This is a genomic window from Noviherbaspirillum sp. (genome assembly GCF_035254865.1).
In the GTDB taxonomy this organism is placed as follows: Bacteria; Pseudomonadota; Gammaproteobacteria; order Burkholderiales; family Burkholderiaceae_D; genus Noviherbaspirillum.
The window spans coordinates 75,865-94,356 of record NZ_DATFAF010000043.1; the positions used below are offsets into that span (position 1 = coordinate 75,865).

Annotated in this window: 14 protein-coding genes and 2 tRNA genes; 8 read left to right on the forward strand and 8 right to left on the reverse strand. The window is 58.6% G+C overall.

Annotated features, from left to right (window positions below; translation table 11 throughout):
• Window positions 1–29: 29 nt before the first annotated feature.
• Window positions 30–4,049 carry a phosphoribosylformylglycinamidine synthase gene (gene purL / locus VJ651_RS11510; RefSeq protein ID WP_324107595.1) on the reverse strand — a complete coding sequence of 1,340 codons (4,020 nt, stop codon included), beginning with the start codon at window positions 4,047–4,049 and terminating at the stop codon, window positions 30–32.
• A 229-nt stretch (window positions 4,050–4,278) separates the two neighbouring features.
• On the opposite strand from purL, the gene VJ651_RS11515 reads away from it, so the two are divergent.
• From VJ651_RS11515 to VJ651_RS11530, 4 genes are all read left to right on the forward strand, one after another.
• Window positions 4,279–5,598 carry an amidase gene (locus VJ651_RS11515; protein ID WP_324107649.1) on the forward strand — a complete coding sequence of 440 codons (1,320 nt, stop codon included), beginning with the start codon at window positions 4,279–4,281 and terminating at the stop codon, window positions 5,596–5,598.
• 78 nt (window positions 5,599–5,676) lie between these two features.
• Window positions 5,677–6,402, forward strand: a complete 726-nt coding sequence (locus tag VJ651_RS11520; protein WP_324107596.1) for a ParB/Srx family N-terminal domain-containing protein — start codon at window positions 5,677–5,679, stop codon at window positions 6,400–6,402.
• A gap of 217 nt (window positions 6,403–6,619) precedes the next feature.
• Window positions 6,620–7,873, forward strand: coding sequence for a D-amino acid dehydrogenase (locus tag VJ651_RS11525; RefSeq protein WP_324107597.1), 1,254 nt, complete (start codon window positions 6,620–6,622; stop codon window positions 7,871–7,873).
• Window positions 7,866–8,981, forward strand: coding sequence for an NAD(P)/FAD-dependent oxidoreductase (locus VJ651_RS11530; protein ID WP_324107598.1), 1,116 nt, complete (start codon window positions 7,866–7,868; stop codon window positions 8,979–8,981). Before VJ651_RS11525 ends, VJ651_RS11530 begins: the two co-directional genes overlap by 8 nt.
• 53 nt (window positions 8,982–9,034) lie before the next feature.
• Here VJ651_RS11530 and VJ651_RS11535 read toward each other — a convergent pair whose 3' ends face one another.
• Both VJ651_RS11535 and VJ651_RS11540 read right to left on the reverse strand, forming a co-directional pair.
• Window positions 9,035–9,301, reverse strand: a complete 267-nt coding sequence (locus VJ651_RS11535; RefSeq protein ID WP_324107599.1) for a DUF2249 domain-containing protein — start codon at window positions 9,299–9,301, stop codon at window positions 9,035–9,037.
• 67 nt (window positions 9,302–9,368) lie between these two features.
• Window positions 9,369–11,645 carry a nitric-oxide reductase large subunit gene (locus tag VJ651_RS11540; RefSeq protein WP_324107600.1) on the reverse strand — a complete coding sequence of 759 codons (2,277 nt, stop codon included), beginning with the start codon at window positions 11,643–11,645 and terminating at the stop codon, window positions 9,369–9,371.
• A 213-nt stretch (window positions 11,646–11,858) separates the two neighbouring features.
• On the opposite strand from VJ651_RS11540, the gene VJ651_RS11545 reads away from it, so the two are divergent.
• From VJ651_RS11545 to VJ651_RS11555, 3 genes are read left to right on the forward strand one after another with little or no spacing between them, the layout of a single operon-like run.
• Window positions 11,859–13,388 (forward strand): NAD(P)H-hydrate dehydratase, encoded by a 1,530-nt coding sequence (locus VJ651_RS11545; protein ID WP_324107601.1) that lies wholly within the window; start codon window positions 11,859–11,861, stop codon window positions 13,386–13,388.
• Window positions 13,363–13,635, forward strand: a complete 273-nt coding sequence (locus VJ651_RS11550) for a hypothetical protein (protein WP_324107602.1) — start codon at window positions 13,363–13,365, stop codon at window positions 13,633–13,635. Before VJ651_RS11545 ends, VJ651_RS11550 begins: the two co-directional genes overlap by 26 nt.
• 18 nt (window positions 13,636–13,653) lie before the next feature.
• Window positions 13,654–14,274 (forward strand): DMT family transporter, encoded by a 621-nt coding sequence (locus VJ651_RS11555; RefSeq protein ID WP_324107603.1) that lies wholly within the window; start codon window positions 13,654–13,656, stop codon window positions 14,272–14,274.
• 25 nt (window positions 14,275–14,299) lie between these two features.
• Here VJ651_RS11555 and VJ651_RS11560 read toward each other — a convergent pair whose 3' ends face one another.
• Window positions 14,300–14,983: an ABC transporter ATP-binding protein gene (locus tag VJ651_RS11560; RefSeq protein ID WP_324107604.1), complete on the reverse strand. Its 684-nt coding sequence runs from the start codon at window positions 14,981–14,983 to the stop codon at window positions 14,300–14,302.
• A 31-nt stretch (window positions 14,984–15,014) separates the two neighbouring features.
• Between VJ651_RS11560 and VJ651_RS11565 the strand changes: the two genes are divergently transcribed.
• A complete protein-coding gene (locus tag VJ651_RS11565; protein WP_324107650.1) occupies window positions 15,015–15,635 on the forward strand; it encodes an arylesterase in 621 nt (206 codons plus the stop codon).
• A gap of 189 nt (window positions 15,636–15,824) precedes the next feature.
• On the opposite strand, the gene VJ651_RS11570 is transcribed toward VJ651_RS11565, so the two are convergent.
• From VJ651_RS11570 to VJ651_RS11585, 4 genes are all read right to left on the reverse strand, one after another.
• Complete coding sequence (locus VJ651_RS11570) at window positions 15,825–17,756, reverse strand: SurA N-terminal domain-containing protein (RefSeq protein ID WP_324107605.1); 1,932 nt, start codon at window positions 17,754–17,756, stop codon at window positions 15,825–15,827.
• Window positions 17,757–17,902: 146 nt separating this feature from the next.
• A tRNA-Asp gene (locus VJ651_RS11575) sits at window positions 17,903–17,979 on the reverse strand.
• A 34-nt stretch (window positions 17,980–18,013) separates the two neighbouring features.
• A tRNA-Val gene (locus VJ651_RS11580) sits at window positions 18,014–18,089 on the reverse strand.
• 100 nt (window positions 18,090–18,189) lie between these two features.
• Window positions 18,190–18,462, reverse strand: coding sequence for an HU family DNA-binding protein (locus VJ651_RS11585; RefSeq protein WP_324101693.1), 273 nt, complete (start codon window positions 18,460–18,462; stop codon window positions 18,190–18,192).
• Window positions 18,463–18,492 lie beyond the last annotated feature (30 nt).

Below are 18,492 nucleotides of genomic sequence, written 5' to 3' on the forward strand. Positions count from 1 at the left end.
CCGGCAGAGTTCGCCGCCGGCCGTTAGCATCAACCCACCCACTTGCGCGCGTTGCGGAACATGCGCATCCATGGCGAATACTCGCCCCACGAATCCGGATGCCATGAATGCTGCACCGAGCGGAATACCCGCTCCGCATGCGGCATCAACACCGTGAAGCGGCCGTCCGGCGTCGTCACCGAGGTGATGCCCTGCGGCGAGCCATTCGGATTGTACGGATACGCTTCGGTGACCTGCCCCTTGTTATCGATCCAGCGCATCGCGACGATCGCCTCCTTGACATCGCCGGTCTGCGAGAAGTCGGCAAAACCTTCGCCGTGCGCCACGGCAATCGGGCTTTGCGTTCCCGCCATATCCTGGAAGAAGATGGAAGGCGAATCGGCAACTTCCACCATCGCGAACCGCGCTTCGAACTGCTCGGATTTATTACGCGTGAATTTCGGCCAGGCATGCGCACCGGGGATGATGGACTTCAAATTACTCATCATCTGGCAGCCATTGCAGATGCCCAGTGCGAAGGTATCGTCCCGGTTGAAGAAGCCTGCGAACTGCTCGGCCAGCCTGGCGTGGAACAGGATCGTCTTGGCCCATCCCTCGCCGGCGCCGAGCACGTCGCCGTACGAGAAGCCGCCAACCGCAATGAACCCCTTGAAATCATCCAGCCGCGCACGCCCCGCGATCAGATCGCTCATGTGCACGTCTACTGCCGTGAATCCGGCCTTGTGCATGACGTAGGCGGTTTCGACATGCGAATTGACGCCCTGCTCCCGCAGAATTGCTACCTTGGGCTTGACGCCGGTCGCGATGAACGGCGCGGCGACATCGATCTGCGGATCGAAGCTGATCTTCGGTGTAATGCCGGGGTCGGCTGCGTCGAGAATACGGTCGTATTCTGCATCGGCGCACGCAGGGTTATCGCGCAAGCGCGCAATGCGCCAGCTTGTTTCGCTCCACAGGCGCTGCAAATCGATGCGCGGCTGATTGTAGATAACCTTGGCGTCGCGGGTGAATTCGATGACATCACGGTTGTTGAGCTTTCCGATGATATGGCTGCAGGCACCGAGATTGTAGGAACGCAGCACGTTCATCACGTCGGATTTTTCCTCGGCGCGCACCTGGATCACCGCGCCGAGTTCTTCGCTGAACAACGCGCGCAGCGTCATGTCATTGCGACGCTCGGCAATCTGACCCGCCCAGTTCTTCGCCTCGCCTGAATCGGAGGCATGCTCGCCCTCCATTGCAAGGATATCGAGATTGACCGACACGCCGGTGCGGCCCGCAAATGCCATTTCAGACAAGGTCGCGAACAAGCCGCCGTCGGAACGGTCGTGATAGGCGAGCAGCTTGCGCTCCTTGTTGAGCAACTGAATCGCGTCGAAGAATGCCTTCAGGTCTTCCGCACTATCGACATCCGGCACCTCATTGCCGATCTGCTGCATGACCTGCGTCAGCGCGGAAGCGCCCATGCGGTTCTTGCCGCGGCCGAGGTCGATCAGGATCAAGGCCGTATCACCAACATCCTTGCGCAATTGCGGGGTCAGCGACAGGCGAACATCGGACACCGGCGCAAAAGCCGACACGATCAACGATACCGGCGAGCTTACCGACTTGCTGCCTTCCGCGTCCTTCCATGTCGTGCGCATCGACAGTGAATCCTTGCCGACCGGGATGCTGATGCCGAGCGCCGGACACAGTTCCATGCCGACCGCCTTCACGGTATCGAACAAGGCTGCATCCTCGCCCGGCTGGCCGCACGCGGCCATCCAGTTGGCGGACAGCTTGATGTCGGAGATATCGACAATCGGCGCCGCCGCGATATTGGTGATTGCCTCGCCAACAGCCATGCGGCCGGATGCGGCAGCGTTGATCACCGCCAACGGCGTACGTTCGCCCATCGACATCGCTTCGCCGCGATAGCCTTCGAGGCTCATGGTCGTAATCGCGCAGTCTGCCACCGGCACTTGCCACGGCCCGACCATCTGGTCGCGCACCGACATGGCGCCGACCGTGCGGTCGCCAATGGTAATCAGGAAGGATTTGTCAGCCACCGTAGGCAGGCGCAAGACACGCTGAGCGGCTTCGATCAAGTCTATGCCGGTCAGGTCGACCGGCGGATAGGCATTGACGACATGGCTGACATCGCGATGCATCTTGGGCGGCTTGCCGAGCAGCACATCCATCGGCATATCCACCGGATTGTTGCCGTGTTCGGGATCAACCACCTTCAACTGGCGTTCTTCCGTTGCCGTTCCGATGACGGCAAACGGGCTGCGTTCGCGTTCGCACAAGTATTGGAACAGGGGCAGGCTTTCGGGTGCAATCGCGAGCACATAACGTTCCTGCGACTCGTTGCTCCAGATTTCCTTCGGCGCCATGCCGCTCTCTTCCAGCTGCACCTTGCGGAGATCGAAAATCGCGCCGCGTCTCGCATCGTTGGTCAATTCCGGGAAGGCGTTGGACAAGCCGCCCGCGCCCACGTCATGGATCGACAGGATCGGATTGTCGTCGCCCATGGCCCAGCACGCGTTGATGACTTCCTGCGCACGGCGTTCCATTTCCGGATTGCCTCGCTGTACAGAATCAAAATCCAGATCGGCCGTATTGGTGCCGGTCGCCATCGATGATGCCGCGCCGCCGCCCATGCCGATACGCATGCCGGGGCCGCCGAGCTGAATCAGCAGACTGCCCACAGGCAGGTCATTCTTCCTGGTGTGCTTGTCGGAGATATTGCCCATGCCGCCGGCAATCATGATCGGCTTGTGATATCCCTTCACGGATCCGGCCACGTTCTGCTCATACGTGCGGAAATAGCCACCGAGATTAGGCCGGCCGAATTCATTGTTGAAGGCTGCGCCGCCGATCGGCCCGTCGATCATGATCTGCAAGGGTGAAGCAATGCGGTCAGGCTTGCCGTAGATGCCGCTCTGGCCGTGCGATACGCGCTCCGCAAGGGGTTCGGTCACATCGCGCGCGTTTTCCCACGGTTGAACGGAATGGGTCAGCATCAGGTTGGAGACGGTGAAACCGGTCAGACCGGCCTTCGGCTTGGCGCCACGCCCGGTCGCGCCTTCATCGCGGATTTCGCCGCCGGCACCGGTGGATGCGCCGGGGAAAGGCGAGATCGCCGTCGGATGGTTGTGCGTCTCGACCTTCATCAGGATATGGGTCAATTCCTCCGACGCTTCGTATACGTTGCCGCTGGCCGCACCACGCGGATAGAAGCGCGAGACGGTCGCACCTTCGATGATCGACGAGTTGTCGCTGTAGGCGACGATCGTGCCCCTGGGTTGCAATTGATGCGTGTTCTTGATCATCGCAAACAACGACTTGTCCTGCCTCACGCCGTCGATGGTCCAGTCGGCATTGAAGATCTTGTGGCGGCAGTGTTCGCTGTTGGCTTGCGCGAACATCATCAGCTCCACGTCGGTCGGATTGCGCTTGGCTTGAGTGAACGCGTTCAGGAGGTAATCAACCTCATCGTCGGACAAGGCCAGGCCGAGTTCGATATTGGCCCGCTCCAGCGCCTTGCGACCGCCGGTCAACACATCGATGAATTCCAGCGGTTTGGCGTCGAGCTCGCGGAACAAGGCAGAAGCATCGTTGGCATTGCGCAGAACCGTTTCGATCATGCGATCGTGCAGCAGGCCAGCCACTTGCTGCGCAGCGGCCTCCGACAATTTCTTGCTGCCACCCAGCAGGCCGGATTTCATCTTCACGTGATAGGACACGCCGCGCTCGATACGCTTGATGTGCACCATGTCGCAGTTGTGCGCGATATCGGTCGCCTTGCTCGCCCATGGCGAGATCGTACCGAAGCGCGGGATCACCACGAACTCTTCGCCCTCGGCAGCGCCGGTGAAAGCTTCGCCATAGGTCAACAACGCATCCAAACGGCCAATATCATCCTGGCTGGGAGCGCTCGCAGCATCGATGAAGTGCAAGAAGCGCCCTGTGACACCAACGATAGCGGGCTCGACTTCTTGCAATTGTGACAAAAGACGCTGGGTACGGAAGGCAGACAGGGCATTGGAGCCCGGCAGAATCAACATGGCGATGAGAAATTTGAGGCAGCGCAAGCGTCCCGGAGCACGGCTTGACCGCGGGTTAAATCAGAAAGCGTGATTATACCGCGACGCTGCCCCATGGCAGCTTGTCAATGTTCGCTCTGAATCGCCATGCCCCACGCGCTCGGATTGCATTCACGCCCTGCCCTTCATGACATGCGGTTCGGTATGCTATTGTTCCGCTGCCCCGACACCCTTCATGAGCATCCAGAGCATGGCACCTCCCGTCACCCAACCGATCCTTGCGCTTGCCAGTCAATCACGTCGTGCATTGGTCGACGCCTGCCTGACCGAAGCAGCGAAATCGTCCTCGGTCTTCACCACACTTTATCCGGAGGCCGCGCGTGCTGCCGCATGCTGTGCCGACGCCATGCGCAAGGCCGGCGTGGAGACCTCTCCGCTGGCCGGGCTCCCGATATCGCTGAAGGATCTGTACGACGTTGCTGGCGAGGCAACGCTTGCGGGGTCGACCGTCCTCAAGGACGCCACTCCAGCCACATCCGACGCGACGGCTGTAAAACGCTTGCGCATGGCAGGCGCCGCGATTATCGGCAAGACCAACATGACCGAATTCGCCTTTTCGGGTGTCGGCATCAACCCGCATTACGGTACACCGGCAAATCCGGCCGACTCCGAGGTGGCACGAATTCCGGGCGGCTCGTCGTCCGGCGCAGCGGTCTCCGTGACGGCCGGTCTATGCGTTGCCGCATTGGGATCGGATACCGGCGGGTCGATCCGGATTCCGGCCGCGCTCTGCGGCATCGTCGGATTCAAGCCCACTGCCCGCCGTGTTCCCACAACAGGGGCGCTGCCCTTGTCGACCACATTGGACACCGTATGCGCAATGACACGCTCGGTGGACGACTGCATCCTTGTCGACAGCGTTATTGCCGATCAGGCCTTGTCGGTTCCGTCTCTGCCGTTAAGCGGCCTGCGCCTCGCGGTTCCCGGCACGCTCATGCTGGACGGGCTGGATCCGCATGTCGCAGCCTCTTTTTCGGCGGCTCTCACGCGCCTGTCGGCATCCGGCGCAAGCATCGTCGAAGCACCGTTCACCATGCTGGCCGACGCGGCAGGACTGAACAGATTTTCCAGTGCCGAGGCGTTTGCATGGCACCGCTTCTTGCTGGCCGATCATGAATCCGAATACGATTTCCGCGTTGCCAAACGCATCAAGATGGGCGCGGGAATGAGTGCAGCCGACTATATCGATCTGCACCGCAGACGGCGCGATTGGATATCCAGCATGGAAGCCGCACTGGCGCCTTACGACGCACTCATCATGCCGACGGTACCGATCGTCGCGCCGCCGATTGCGGATCTCGAATCGTCCGAAGACGAGTTTTTCAAGGTGAATGGGCAATTGCTTCGCAACCCATCCACGATCAATCTGCTCGACGGATGCGCAGTGTCCTTGCCTTGCCATGCGCCCGGCACCCTGCCGGTGGGATTGATGATCGCCGGTCCCGCGATGTCGGATGGCAGAATCCTCGCCGTTGCACGCGCGATCGAACGCGCATTGCACGGCGGCTGACAATCGCCGCTTCGCAAAAGAACAAGTTTCGAACGATCTCGGATAATCCCGCACCTGCCCCCATTTCAACACCGCTCCATGCATCGAATTTCAACCCCTCTGCTGATGGCGATTGCCGCCTGCGTCGCCAGCAGCGTTCTCGCCGAGCCTGTCTGCAGCCGAAGCGTTCCCGTTGATGCCAAGTGTGAAATCGCGCTCTCCGCGCTGCATCCCACGCAGCCAGCGGTCGGCATGATTCCGGTGGAAGAACGAGCGGCGCGATTCAAGGGCGACACGGACTTCGTCCGCTACACGAGCAAGCGGCCAATGCCGGTGGTGCAGGCGCCCGACGGCACATTTTATTTGACTGATGGCCATCATCTGGCAAGCGTGCTCTGGCGCGTTGGCGCGGACAAGGTCATGGCCCAGGTCATCGGCCGCATCGACAATCCGGCGACTTTCTGGCAAGAGATGCAAGCACGGCACTGGGTCTATTTGCATGATCCGAAAGGCAACCCGATTCCGCCGTCGGCGCTCCCGCAGAAAATTGCCGATCTCGCCGACGACCCGTACCGTGCGCTAGCGACCTATGCGCAGGCAGCCGGATATTTCAAACGTACCGACGCCTATTTCATGGAGTTCGAGTGGGCTAGGTATTTCGGCTCACATATGGGCTGGCAGCCGATCGATCGCATGAACCTGCTGGCAGCCATCCAGGCTGCGGAGCAATTGGCCTGCCAGCCGGCGGCGAAGGATCTGCCCGGTTATGCCGGCCCATGCAATCGAGACAAGACCGGCGCTCTCCCGCTCGGGGAACAGCAATAAGCATGTTGTGGGAAAGATGCGATCGCCATGGAACCGGCTACGGAATTCCCCACACTTCCCGCCAAGAAATTAAAATGGTGTCCTCGAACTAGAAATGTGTCCGGTGGTCTACGATTCCTTGCGTTAAGGAACATGAGTTCGCCGAGCTCTCAACATATCCTCTCGTTCACAGCACATCGCGTGCTGCAATGACGTTCCAAAGTAATCAGGTAAATAAGTGACACAAAAACAAGTGGCTGTAATCGGTGGCGGCGTGGTGGGCGTCTGCACCGCCTATTTTCTGGCTGCGGCGGGGCATGATGTCTCCGTGATTGAACGTCATCACAATGTTGCACAGGAAGCCAGCTTCGCCAACGCCGGAATCGTCGCACCGGGCCACGCCACCCCCTGGGCCGCGCCCGGCATGCCCGCGAAGATTCTGTCCCATCTGTTCAGCGCCGAAGCGCCGGTAATGCTGAAGCCGACGCTCGACCGCGCACTTTGGCGCTGGGCACGCCGCTGGCTCGATGAATGCGAACTGGATCGCTATCGGATCAACAAAAATCGCATGCAGCGCGTTGCCTTTTACAGTCGCGATATCCTGCGCCAATTGCGAGAGCACTATCAACTCGAGTATGAACAGACCCAGGGCGTGCTGCAGTTGTTTCGCACCGAGAAGGACGCACAGATGGCCGAACCGGCCATTGCCGCACTCGCGGAGAACGACGTGCCGCACCGTCTGCTCGATCCCGAAGGCGTGCGCGCGATTGAGCCCGCCATCGCGGCGGATACGTCGTTGGCGGGCGGCCTGTATCTGCCGCAGGACGAAGCAGGCAACTGCCCACTGTTTGCCAAGCGCATGAAACAAATTGCCGCTTCAATCGGCGTTCAGTTTCACTTCACCAGCGTCGTGCATGCCATCGAGCCGGAAAACGGCGGCGTCGCCTTGCAGATCGACGGCGAAAAATATAGTGCCGATGCGGTTGTGCTCGCAGCTGGCGTGGATAGTGTTCAATTGCTCAAGCAGCTTGGCATTCAATTGCCGATCTATCCGGTGAAAGGCTATTCGGCGACCGCGCTCATCAAGAATTTCGATCAGGCACCGCAGGCCGCGGTGCTCGACGGAACCTACAATGCAGCGATTACCCGCATGGGCGGACGCATTCGCGTGGCCGGTACCGCCGACTTTGTCTCGCGACCGGACGAGCAGCTCGAACGTGCGTTGCGCACGCTGATTAAAGTCGGTAACGACTGGTTTCCGGATGCCGCCAATTATGCACAAGCCACCTTCTGGAGCGGAGCGAGTGCGATGCTGCCGGATGGTGCGCCCCTGCTCGGCGCCTCGCCGATTCGCAATGTCTACCTGAACGTTGGCCACGGTTCATCCGGATGGGCCATGGCTGCAGGCGCCGGGAAAGTGCTGGCAGATATCATCTCCGGATACGCTCCGGATATCGACATGGATGGATTGACGCTGGCACGTTATGGATAAGCTTGACTGTGTAGTGATTGGCGCCGGAGCCATCGGCTTGGCGGTTGCAAGATTCCTCGCGATGGCCGGGCGCGAAGTCGTCATCCTCGAGAAGCATCGCGCAATCGGCATGGAAACAAGCTCGCGTAACAGCGAGGTGATCCATGCCGGGATCTACTACCCGACCGGCAGCCTGAAAGCGCGCTTGTGTGTTGCCGGCCGCGACGCACTGTATGCCTACTGCAATGAGCGTGCCATTTCGCATCGACGCTGCGGCAAACTGATTGTCGCCACCTCCGAGGCGCAAAGCACCAGGCTCGCTGCCCTGCACTCCCAGGCGCATGCGAACGGATGCAACGAAGTCGGCTTTCTCACGGGACCAGAGGCGATGTCGCTTGAACCGGACCTGTCATGCGTTGCTGCCTTGTCCTCGCCGAATACCGGCGTCATCGATAGCCATGCATACATGCTTGCATTGCAAGGCGATGCGGAAAACGCGGGCGCCATGATTGCTTTCGGAAGCGAGGTCACGTCCGGTGCAGCGACTGAAAACGGCATCGTATTGCAAGTGACTTCAATCGATGGCACGCAAAGTGAACTTCAAGCGCAGACCGTCGTGAATTGCGGCGGCCTGTGGGCTTCGCATATTGCCAGACATGTCGCCGGCCTGCAGCAGGAAAGCATTCCCACCGCCTGGTTTGCCAAGGGCAATTACTACTCGCTCGCGGCCAAGGCGCCGTTTTCCCGTTTGATCTATCCTGTTCCCGAACCGGGCGGACTCGGTGTGCATCTGACGCTGGACCTCGGCGGACAGGCGCGCTTCGGACCCGATGTCGAATGGCTGGAAAACGTCGCGGACAATATTGATTACACCGTTGATCCAGGACGCGCAGAGCGCTTTTACCGCGAGATCCGCGCGTATTGGCCCCAACTGCCTGACGCATCCCTGCAACCCGCCTATTCAGGCGTACGACCGAAGATCAGCGGGCCTGGCGCGCCGGCTGCGGATTTTCTGTTTTCCTCGCACGGCAGCGCACATTACCTCGGCTTGTACGGCATTGAATCGCCCGGACTGACCGCATCGCTTGCGATTGCAGAATACGCAGCCAATCTCATCGCGCAAAAATGAAAACGGGCATGGCGGGTTTCCCCGCGCATGCCCAATTCTCGCGAAAAAAGCGATCAGCCTTCGGTCACCAGGAAGTCGATCACGATTTCGCCGGGTTCGCGCTGCACGTAAGAAATCTTGACGCGCGGCCCGAAATAACCGTTGATCTGTGCCAGCAGCGGCAAGGGATCATGGTCGTTGCAGAAGCGCATCGTCTCGCCGGGCTCCAGCGCGTCAAGTGCGCCGAAGATCGCGGCATGGCGGAAACGCTTTGCGATGCCACGCGCATCAAACGGGTAGACGCCTTCGGAAACTGAAGGACGGGAACAATCGTGTGCCATGTGAAAACTCCTTGTGTGAAATGAATTTGCTGAAGGGGCAATCCGCCCCTTCAGTCTTTTACTGCAATCAAGCCCTGAACGCCTGCGTCACAGGAATGGACTGACCTGCCTTGCTCGTGCCCTTTAACAGGCGCAGCGCAAACAGCATCAGGAATACGGTGCCGGCGGCGAATACGATATCGCCAGGAACACGCAGCCATACCAGGGTCTCCATCAGCGGCGAGTGCACCACTTCAGGCGAACGTGCATACCACATGCCGCGTGAAATGCTTGCCCAGGCCTGATAGATGCCGGCCGGAGTCAGCGACATGAACACCATCATCGCCAGACCGATATTGAGCAGCCAGAATGCCGGCTTCAGAAGGTTGTCAGCCCATGCGGCACGCTCCGACATTCCGCGCAGGCAGAACAGCATCAGACCGATACCGAGCATGCCGTACACACCAAACAACGCTGCATGGCCGTGACTTGCCGTCAGGTTCAAACCTTGCATGTAGTACAGCGAGATCGGCGGATTGATCGAGAAACCGAGCAGGCCCGCACCAATGGTGTTCCAGAAACCGACGGCGATGAAGCAAAGGATCGCCCACTTGTACGTCTGGACCCACGGAGCCGCCTTCAGGCGCTGGTAGTTGCGATAGCCCTCAACACCCATCATGGTGAGCGGAACAACTTCCAGTGCCGAGAACATGGCGCCCAGTGCGATCACCGACGTCGGCGTGCCGGTGAAATACAGATGGTGCAAGGTACCAAGAATGCCACCGAACAGGAACACAATGGTTTCCAGCACAATCGCGGTGTTCGCAGTCGATGCCCGAATCAGGCCAAGACGCGAGAACAGCAAGGCAATGACAGCCGTCGCAAACACTTCGAAGAAGCCTTCCACCCACAGGTGGACCAGCCACCAGCGCCAGTACTCGATCATTGAGTAATGGGTATGGCTGCCCCAGGTCAGCGAGGTCGTGTAGAACAGCCCGATGCAGGTGGCCGACAGGAATACCATGGCTACCAGGCCGCGGCTTTCCGACGGACGCTTGAGCGCAGGCATCAACGCCCGGCCCATCAGGAACAGCCAGATCATCAGGCCGACGAACAGCAGGATCTGCCACACGCGTCCCATGCTGGTGAATTCCAGACCCTGGTTGCCGATCCAGAAGCTGAATTCCGTGCCTGCATGCTGCAGGCTGCCCAGCCAGCCGGTCACGGTCGATCCGACAACAATGAAAATCAAGGCCCAGAACAGGACATCAACGCCCAGTTTCTGGAACTTCGGTTCATGTCCGGACAGCGCGGGCGAGATGTAAAGACCCGTAGCCAGCCATGCCGTCGCAATCCACAACACGGCAAACTGCGTGTGTATCGTGCGGCTGATCTTGAACGGCAGGATATCGCCCAGTGGCAAGCCGAAGAAGCTGGTGCCTTCCACAGAATAGTGCGCAGTGATGACGCCCATCGCCACCTGCGCGAGGATCAGACCGATGACGACGAAGAAGTACTTCTTGGTGGCCTTCATCGAAGGCGTCGCTTTCAGGTCGAACAAGGGATCGGCCTTCGGCGGCGTCGGATCGCTCTCTTCGCCGTGTGTGCTGTGGAACAGCACCATCGCGGCAATCGCGGCGATCAGCAGGATCACACTGGCGACCGACCAGATGCCGGTGCCGGCAGTCGGTGTATTGCCGATAAGCGGTTCATGCGGCCAGTTGCTCGTATAGCTCAAATTTTCTTCTCCCGGGCGGTCGGTTGCTGCCGACCACGACGACCAGAAAAAGAATGCCGCCAACGCCTGGCGATCCGCGGCATCCGGCAAGGAGCCTGACGTCATTGCGTATTGCTCGCGCAGCTTGTTCAGCGAAGATTCGTCGCCGAATAATCCGATATAGTGCTGCGCAACCTGCTCAATCGCGGCGGCGCGCTCCGGCGACACGGTAATCGTGCCGGTCTGCGCGTCATAGGTATTGCGCCGCATTTCTTCCTTGAGCAAACCGGTCAATTGCGCCTGCTGCGGAGCGGACAGTTGTTCGAACGACTTGCCGAAATCACGTTGCGCCCAGACGTCACGCAACGCCACCGCTTCACGGTGTAGCCAATCGGCGGACCAGTCCGGCGCAACATAGCTGCCGTGCCCCCATACGGACCCCAGCTGCTGGCCGCCGGCCGAGAGCCACGCCTGCTGCCCTCGATCGACCTGCCCCTCGGAGAATAGGAGCAGTCCTTTCGTGCTGACTACCTGTTTCGGGATCGGCGGCGCCTTCACATAGATTTCAGTCCCGACCCAGCCTAGTACGGCAAAGGAAAGAACACAGATAACGGCCAGCCAAGTCCAGAGTCTTTTTGATGCGTGCATGGCAACAGTCCTCCTGCAGGTTGGTATTGATACGAGTTGGTGGAAATTTCGATTTAAGATTCATTCTAAATCCATCTTTTAAATGATGCAAACGAAATGTATGTTTTGGCGCAAGCCGGTAAACCGTGCGCCTCGCGCCGATACGTCAGATGGCATAAAATCAAGACACCTGCGAATTCCGCCTCCCCCGCACACCTTCATGGACCTTCCACCATGCCTTCCCCGACAGCGCTCTACTCCGTAGCGGAGATCCGTGCCCTCGAACAGGCCGCGATGGCCGCGCTGCCGCCGGGCGCACTGATGCAACGCGCCGGTCTGGCAGCTGCCCGCCTGGCAATGACCATGATTCCGGAGCCGCGTCGTGCAGCAACCGTGCTGATTCTGGCCGGTCCTGGAAACAATGGCGGCGACGCACTGGAAGTTGCGCATCTGCTGGCGGATGCAGGCGTAGAGGTGGTGGTCATGTTGTGCGCACCTGGCACTTCTCACACGACCGATGCGCAGCAGGCCATGGAGCGCGCCAGGCATAGTGCCGTACAGTTCATCGATGCGAATGCGGCATCGCTCGATCAATCGAGCTGGCATCTCATCGTCGACGGCCTGTTCGGGATCGGACTGACAAAGCCGATAACCGGCGAGCTGCGGAGATTGGTCGAAGCAGTCAATGCCTTGCCCTGCCCCATTCTCGCACTCGATGTTCCCAGCGGGCTGGATGCGGATACGGGGGGTATTGTCGGCGATGAAGGCATCGCCATCCGAGCCAGTCATACCATCACCTTCATTGCAGACAAGCCGGGCTTGCATACGCAGTACGGACGAGACGTCGCAGGCGAAGTTCAGGTCGCTGATCTGGAAATCGATCGCGAACATTTTCGCGAATCGCATACGCACCTGAATTCCGTCGAAGCGTTTGCAAGCTTTCTTCATCCCCGCTCCCACAATTCCCACAAAGGCAGCTACGGCGATGTGATCATTCTTGGTGGCGCGCACGGCATGACGGGCGCCGCAATACTCGCCGCCAGGACGGCCGCAAAATGCGGCGCTGGACGCGTGTTCGCGGCGTTTCTCGTCGAGCCCCCTTTGTATGACAGCGGACAACCGGAACTGATGTGCCGCGCTGCGAGCGAAATCGATTTATCGTCCGCCACAATCGTCGCCGGCCCCGGCCTCGGCATGTCACGCCAAGCACATGACCTGCTGGCCAAGGCCTTGCACACACCGCAACCATTGGTGCTCGATGCCGATGCGCTGAATCTCATCGCCGCCGAGCCCGGGCTACAGCAAATACTCTCGCAGCGCCGCGCAGCGACCCTGATGACGCCTCATCCCCTTGAAGCGGCACGACTGCTTCAACAGACAACCAAAGAAATTCAGGCAGACCGCCTGTCGTCCGCACGTCAACTTGCCCGGCAATTCAACGCCACCGTCATACTGAAAGGCACGGGTAGCGTCATCGCCCGAGCCGACGGCGAAGTCATGATCAACACCACCGGCAATCCCGCGCTGGCGACCGCCGGCACCGGGGATGTCCTTGCGGGGATTTGCGGTGCATTGCTGGCCCAGCATTTTCCTGCCTGGAACGGCGCCCTCGCCGCATGCTGGCTGCATGGGATGGCAGCCGACAAACTCGTCAGCGAGGGAGTCGGCCCTATCGGCCTCACGGCGAGCGAGCTGATTCCTGCGGTACGCATTCTCCTGAACCGACTGACCGAACAGCATGCGCCACGTCACACCGCGCGCTAGTCTCTGGCTCGGCATCGCCATTCTGGTATCAGGACAATGGACCCTGTCCTTGCTCGACACGGCTGGCAAGCTGTTGGTGCAGGCGGGTTATCACGTGGTGATGATCTCGTGGATGCGTTATACGATCAATACGCTCTTCATGGCTGTCACGCTTGCGCCCTATTACCACAAGCGTTATGGGAAAAGCCTCCTCCATGCACGGCAGCCCGGCCTGCAGATATTCCGTGCAGCGCTACTGCTCTTATAGACGATCGTATTTTTTTCGGTGCTCAAGATCGTTCCGCTGGCCGAGGGAACGGCAATGAACTTTTGTGCCCCACTGATCGTTCTGGCGACATCGCCCTGGTTACTCAAGGAAAAGGCTAACCCTTCCCGTTGGGTTGCCGTTGCAATTGGCTTTTGCGGAATGCTGATCGTCATTCGACCCGGCGGCGGTATTGTTCCGACCGGCGTCATGCTCGGGATTGCATCAGCGCTTGTCTTTGCCTTGGTCGTGGTATTGACCCGCAAGATAAACCAGTCCGATCACCCCCTGGTGACCTTGTTCTATGGCGGCGTGGTGGGCATGGTTCTAAGCAGTCTGATCGTGCCTTTCTTTTGGTTTTCTCATATGCCCAGCCAGCGCGAATGGCTGATTCTGGCATCGACCGGTGTCACGAGCACCATCGGCCATTTTTTTGTCAACAGCGCCTACAAGCATGCCGAAGCATCGCTGCTGGCGCCCTTCGCCTACCTGCAAATCATCTCGGCTACCACGATGGGATGGATCGTCTTCAATCAACTGCCCGACAGCCTGACTTCGCTCGGCATCACGGTCATCTGTGCCAGCGGCATGGGTATCGGCTACATCGAACATCGTCGGACTCACCTTGGCAGAACTGGATGAATTAGCGTCTGCGGGAGCGCTTAGTTCAGCGCAAGCGCCCCGCAGCGATCGTAATCGTCCGACCGCAGCGCGCTGCAATCAGCGGATCGTGCGTGACGAGCACCAACGTGGATCCGCGCTCCTCGTTCAGTTCAAACATCAGCTTGATCACCGCCTCACCCGTGGCGGCGTCCAGACTGCCGGTGGGCTCATCCGCAAATAAAAGTGGTGGCTCGGTAACAAAGGCGCGTGCAAGTGCAACACGCTGCTGCTCGCCGCCGGACAGAAATTTCGGATAGTGTCGCAGGCGACTGGAAAGGCCAACTCGCTCAAGCATGGCCTCCGCCTTGTCACGGGCGTCTTCATCGCGCCGCAATTCCAGCGGCAACATGACATTTTCCAGTGCCGTCAGGTGCGCCAGCAATTGAAACGACTGGAACACGAATCCGAGCTTCGCTTGCCGCAGTACGGCACGCTGATCCTCGCTCAAGGCAAAGATATCGACGCCGTCGAGCCTGACCGTTCCATCGGACGGCATATCCAGGCCGGCGAGCAGCCCGAGCAAAGTCGACTTGCCGGATCCGGATGCGCCGACGATAGCCAACGTCTCTCCCGGCCGCACTGTAAAATCGATATCACTCAAAATGGTCAGCTCACCCGTTGCATCCGCAACGCGCTTGCTCAGGTGGACCACTTCAATGGCGGCAGAAATCGAGGAAGGCTCGGGCATGCAGGATTATTGGAAGAAATATGGAAAAGAAATGCGCCTGTTAAGGTCGACGTTGGCACTCTTGCTCGTCTTCTACGCAACGTGCGCCTATTCTGCATCAAAAACCGTGCTTGTGCTCGGAGACAGTCTCTCGGCGGAGTATGGCATTGCGCGCGGCACGGGCTGGGTCGCATTACTTGGGAAGCGCCTGCAAGTCGATAAAATCGATGCCAACATCATCAACGCGAGCATCAGTGGCGAAACGACAAGCGGAGGAAGAGCGCGCTTGCCCGCGCTGCTCGAACAGCATCATCCTGATGTCCTTGTCCTGGAACTCGGCGGAAACGATGGCTTGCGCGGCTTGCCTCTCGCCAGCACGGAAGCGAACCTGCGGACCATGATCAAGGACGCACAGAAAGCGAAAGCGAGGGTTCTTTTGGTCGGCATGCAGATTCCACCGAATTACGGACGCGACTATGCCGAGAAATTCTTCGGGCTGTACGCAAAGCTTTCCAAGGAAATGAAAGTTTCACTTGCCCCTTTCCTGCTCGAGGGCGTCGCCGACTCACCACAACTGCTTCAGCCGGACCGGATTCACCCTCTCGCCGAGGCAGAGCCGATCATGCTCGACAACATCTGGCCACATCTAAAACCATTGCTGATATCGAAATAGGACAATCGCAAAATCTCGTGCCCCACCCACCAATATATGCGCCTTTGTCTTCGACGATGGCGCTGCAAGAACCCGCATATTGAATCGGCCGCGTTTACTCAGTGTACTCGATCTAAACTGCAACCTTGAAAGGTCCGAAAGAAAAAAGCCGCTCAATGAGCGGCTTTTTTGTATGGCGTTCAGACGCAGCTAATTCTTCTCATTCGCGTCAACATCGCTCTTCTCAGTGATCGGCTTGGTTACCTGTACCTTCGCCTTCTTCTTCAATACTTCAAGATACGCCAGCGTTTCCTGCTGAGCCAGTGCATTTGCAACTTGCTGTTGCTCCGCCTGACGACGTGCCGTATCAAGAGTGGCAGGTTGCGCAATCTTGTTGATCCGGAACACGCCATACCCTTGGCCCGGCACCTCCACGCCGACATAGCTTGGCAGTTTGGATACATCGGCCTTCATCACCGCGCCAAGCGCTACGGGGTTCAAGCCCGCACTCTTCACGCGCGACACCGTCTTCGCTTCGGAAAAGCCTCCAGCGTCACCGCCGGATTTCAGTGCCGCAAGTTTGGTTTCCCCAGCTTTCTTGGCGAGATTCTCCGCCTCAGCTTGCGTGACGCGCTCCCGGATGACGCCCTTGACCTCTTCAAACGGGCGTTTGCTTACAGGCTTGTATGCAATCACATGCCCGGCAATCAGCGTGTTCGGCGCAACCTCAATCGCATCGGTATTGCGTTTGTTCTTGATGGCATCGTCCGAGAACAACGCTGCCAGGAACTTTGGCTGATTGAATGGCGCATTCGGCGAAATTGCCGGATTCGGTGTTCGTGTCAGATTGTTTACCGTTTCGATCTTCAGCTTCAGTTTTTCCGCAACCGGCTTCAGGCTCTCGGACTGCTCATACACGGTGTTGGTGAACTGCTCGGCCATTTCCGTGAACTTCTTTGCCGCCAGCTGTTTCTTGATGTCCGCAGCGATCTGGCCTTTCACCTCATCGAGGCTCTTCGCGGCTGCCGGCTTGATCGCAGTCAGTTGAATGATGTGGTAGCCAAAATCCGACTCAACGACGTCGCTGATCTCACCTTGCTTCAGCTTGAAGACAACATCCTCGAACGGCTTGACCATCATTCCTCTACCGAAGAAGTCGAGGTCACCACCACGCTCGGCCGATCCAGGATCCTGCGAGAACTCTTTCGCCAGCTTGGCAAAATCACCCGGATTCTTGCGAACTTGCGCGAGCAGTTTTTCAGCTTTTTCCCTGGCAGCGGTCTTCGCCGCAGCCGACGCATTCTTGTCCACCTTGATCAGGATGTGGCTTGCGCGGCGCTGCTCCTCCTCCGTGTACCGCTTCGCATTCTGCTCGTAGTAGGACTTGATATCCGCGTCGCTGACAGAAATCTGTGACGCAACCGTGTCGCTGTTCAACACAACATATTCGGCTGTTACCTGCTCCGGAATTTCAAACTGGCTGCCGTTCTTCTCGTAATAGGCTTTCAGCATCTCGTCCGTAACTTTAGTCTGCGCCGCAAAGTCCGAAGCCTTGAACAGCATTTCCTGCACTTCGCGTTCTTGATCATTCAGATCGGACAAGCGGCCAGCCACAGTCTTCGGCGCAAATGCGGTCGACTGAACTGCGGCATTGACTTGCTGCAGCGTCAGGTCATGACGCAGACGTGCCTCGTACATCTCGGGAGTCATGCCTTGCGCGGCAAGCAGCGACTTGTATCGCTCCACATCGAACTTGCCGTCGGGGCCAGTCAGGCCAGGCACTGCGAGGATCGTTTGCTGCAAGGTCTGATCGCTCACCGAAAGGAGATTGCGGGATGCCTCCGCTTCCATCACGCGTTGCGCGATCAACCCATCAAGAATATTTTTCCTTGCTTCGGGCGTATCGAGCATTTTGGAATCGAACTTCCCGCCGAACATCTGGCGAAAGCGCTCCATCTGCTCGCGCTGAGCTGCGTCGAATTCTTGTTGGGTGATTGAGCGGCCCGCCACTTTTGCGATTGAATTGTCGCCTTCGCGAAATCGCGAGTAACCTTCAATCCCGAAGAACGTGAACGAAGGCAAGATTAATAGCATCAGCACCAATTGCATCAAGCGCTGGTGCGTGCGAATAAATTCAAACATGGTCAATCACAGTTCCACAGATACGAAAACGCAGACCCAACGCGACACAAGATGCAATGCAAGGATTGTGAACGTCGGCTGCAACCGAAGCAAAAGTGCCACCACATATGAAAAAAGGCGAACTCACGTTCGCCTTTTTCGTTTTTTGGCGGAGTGGACGGGACTCGAACCCGCGACCCCCGGCGTGACAGGCCGGTATTCTAACCGACTGAACTACCACTCCTGAAACTTCTGCTGCATTATAAGTATGGCTGATCTGGTGGGTGCTGAGAGGCTCGAACTCCCGACCTACGCCTTGTAAGGGCGCCGCTCTACCAACTGAGCTAAGCACCCTGTTCCACACTTAGTCAGCCAAACTTCTCGGGCGTTTGTCACCACGCCCCGAAAAAACAAAATTATATAGCATCTTTTATTCAGATGCACTATCTAATCATTAGTTGACAGCATCCTTGAGTGCTTTACCCGGACGGAACTTGGGCACCTTGGCCGCCTTGATCTTGATAGCATCGCCGGTGCGGGGATTGCGACCGGTACGTGCGGCGCGCTTGCCGACGGAGAACGTGCCGAAGCCCACCAAGGTAACGCTTCCGTTCTTCTTCAACGTGGTCTTGACTGCGCCGATCAACGCATCAAGTGCGCGAGTAGCTGCTGCTTTGGAAATGTCTGCTGATCCGGCAATGTGATCAATTAGTTCGGTCTTATTCACTGACGCCCCCTCAAAAAAGTTGGATTCTGC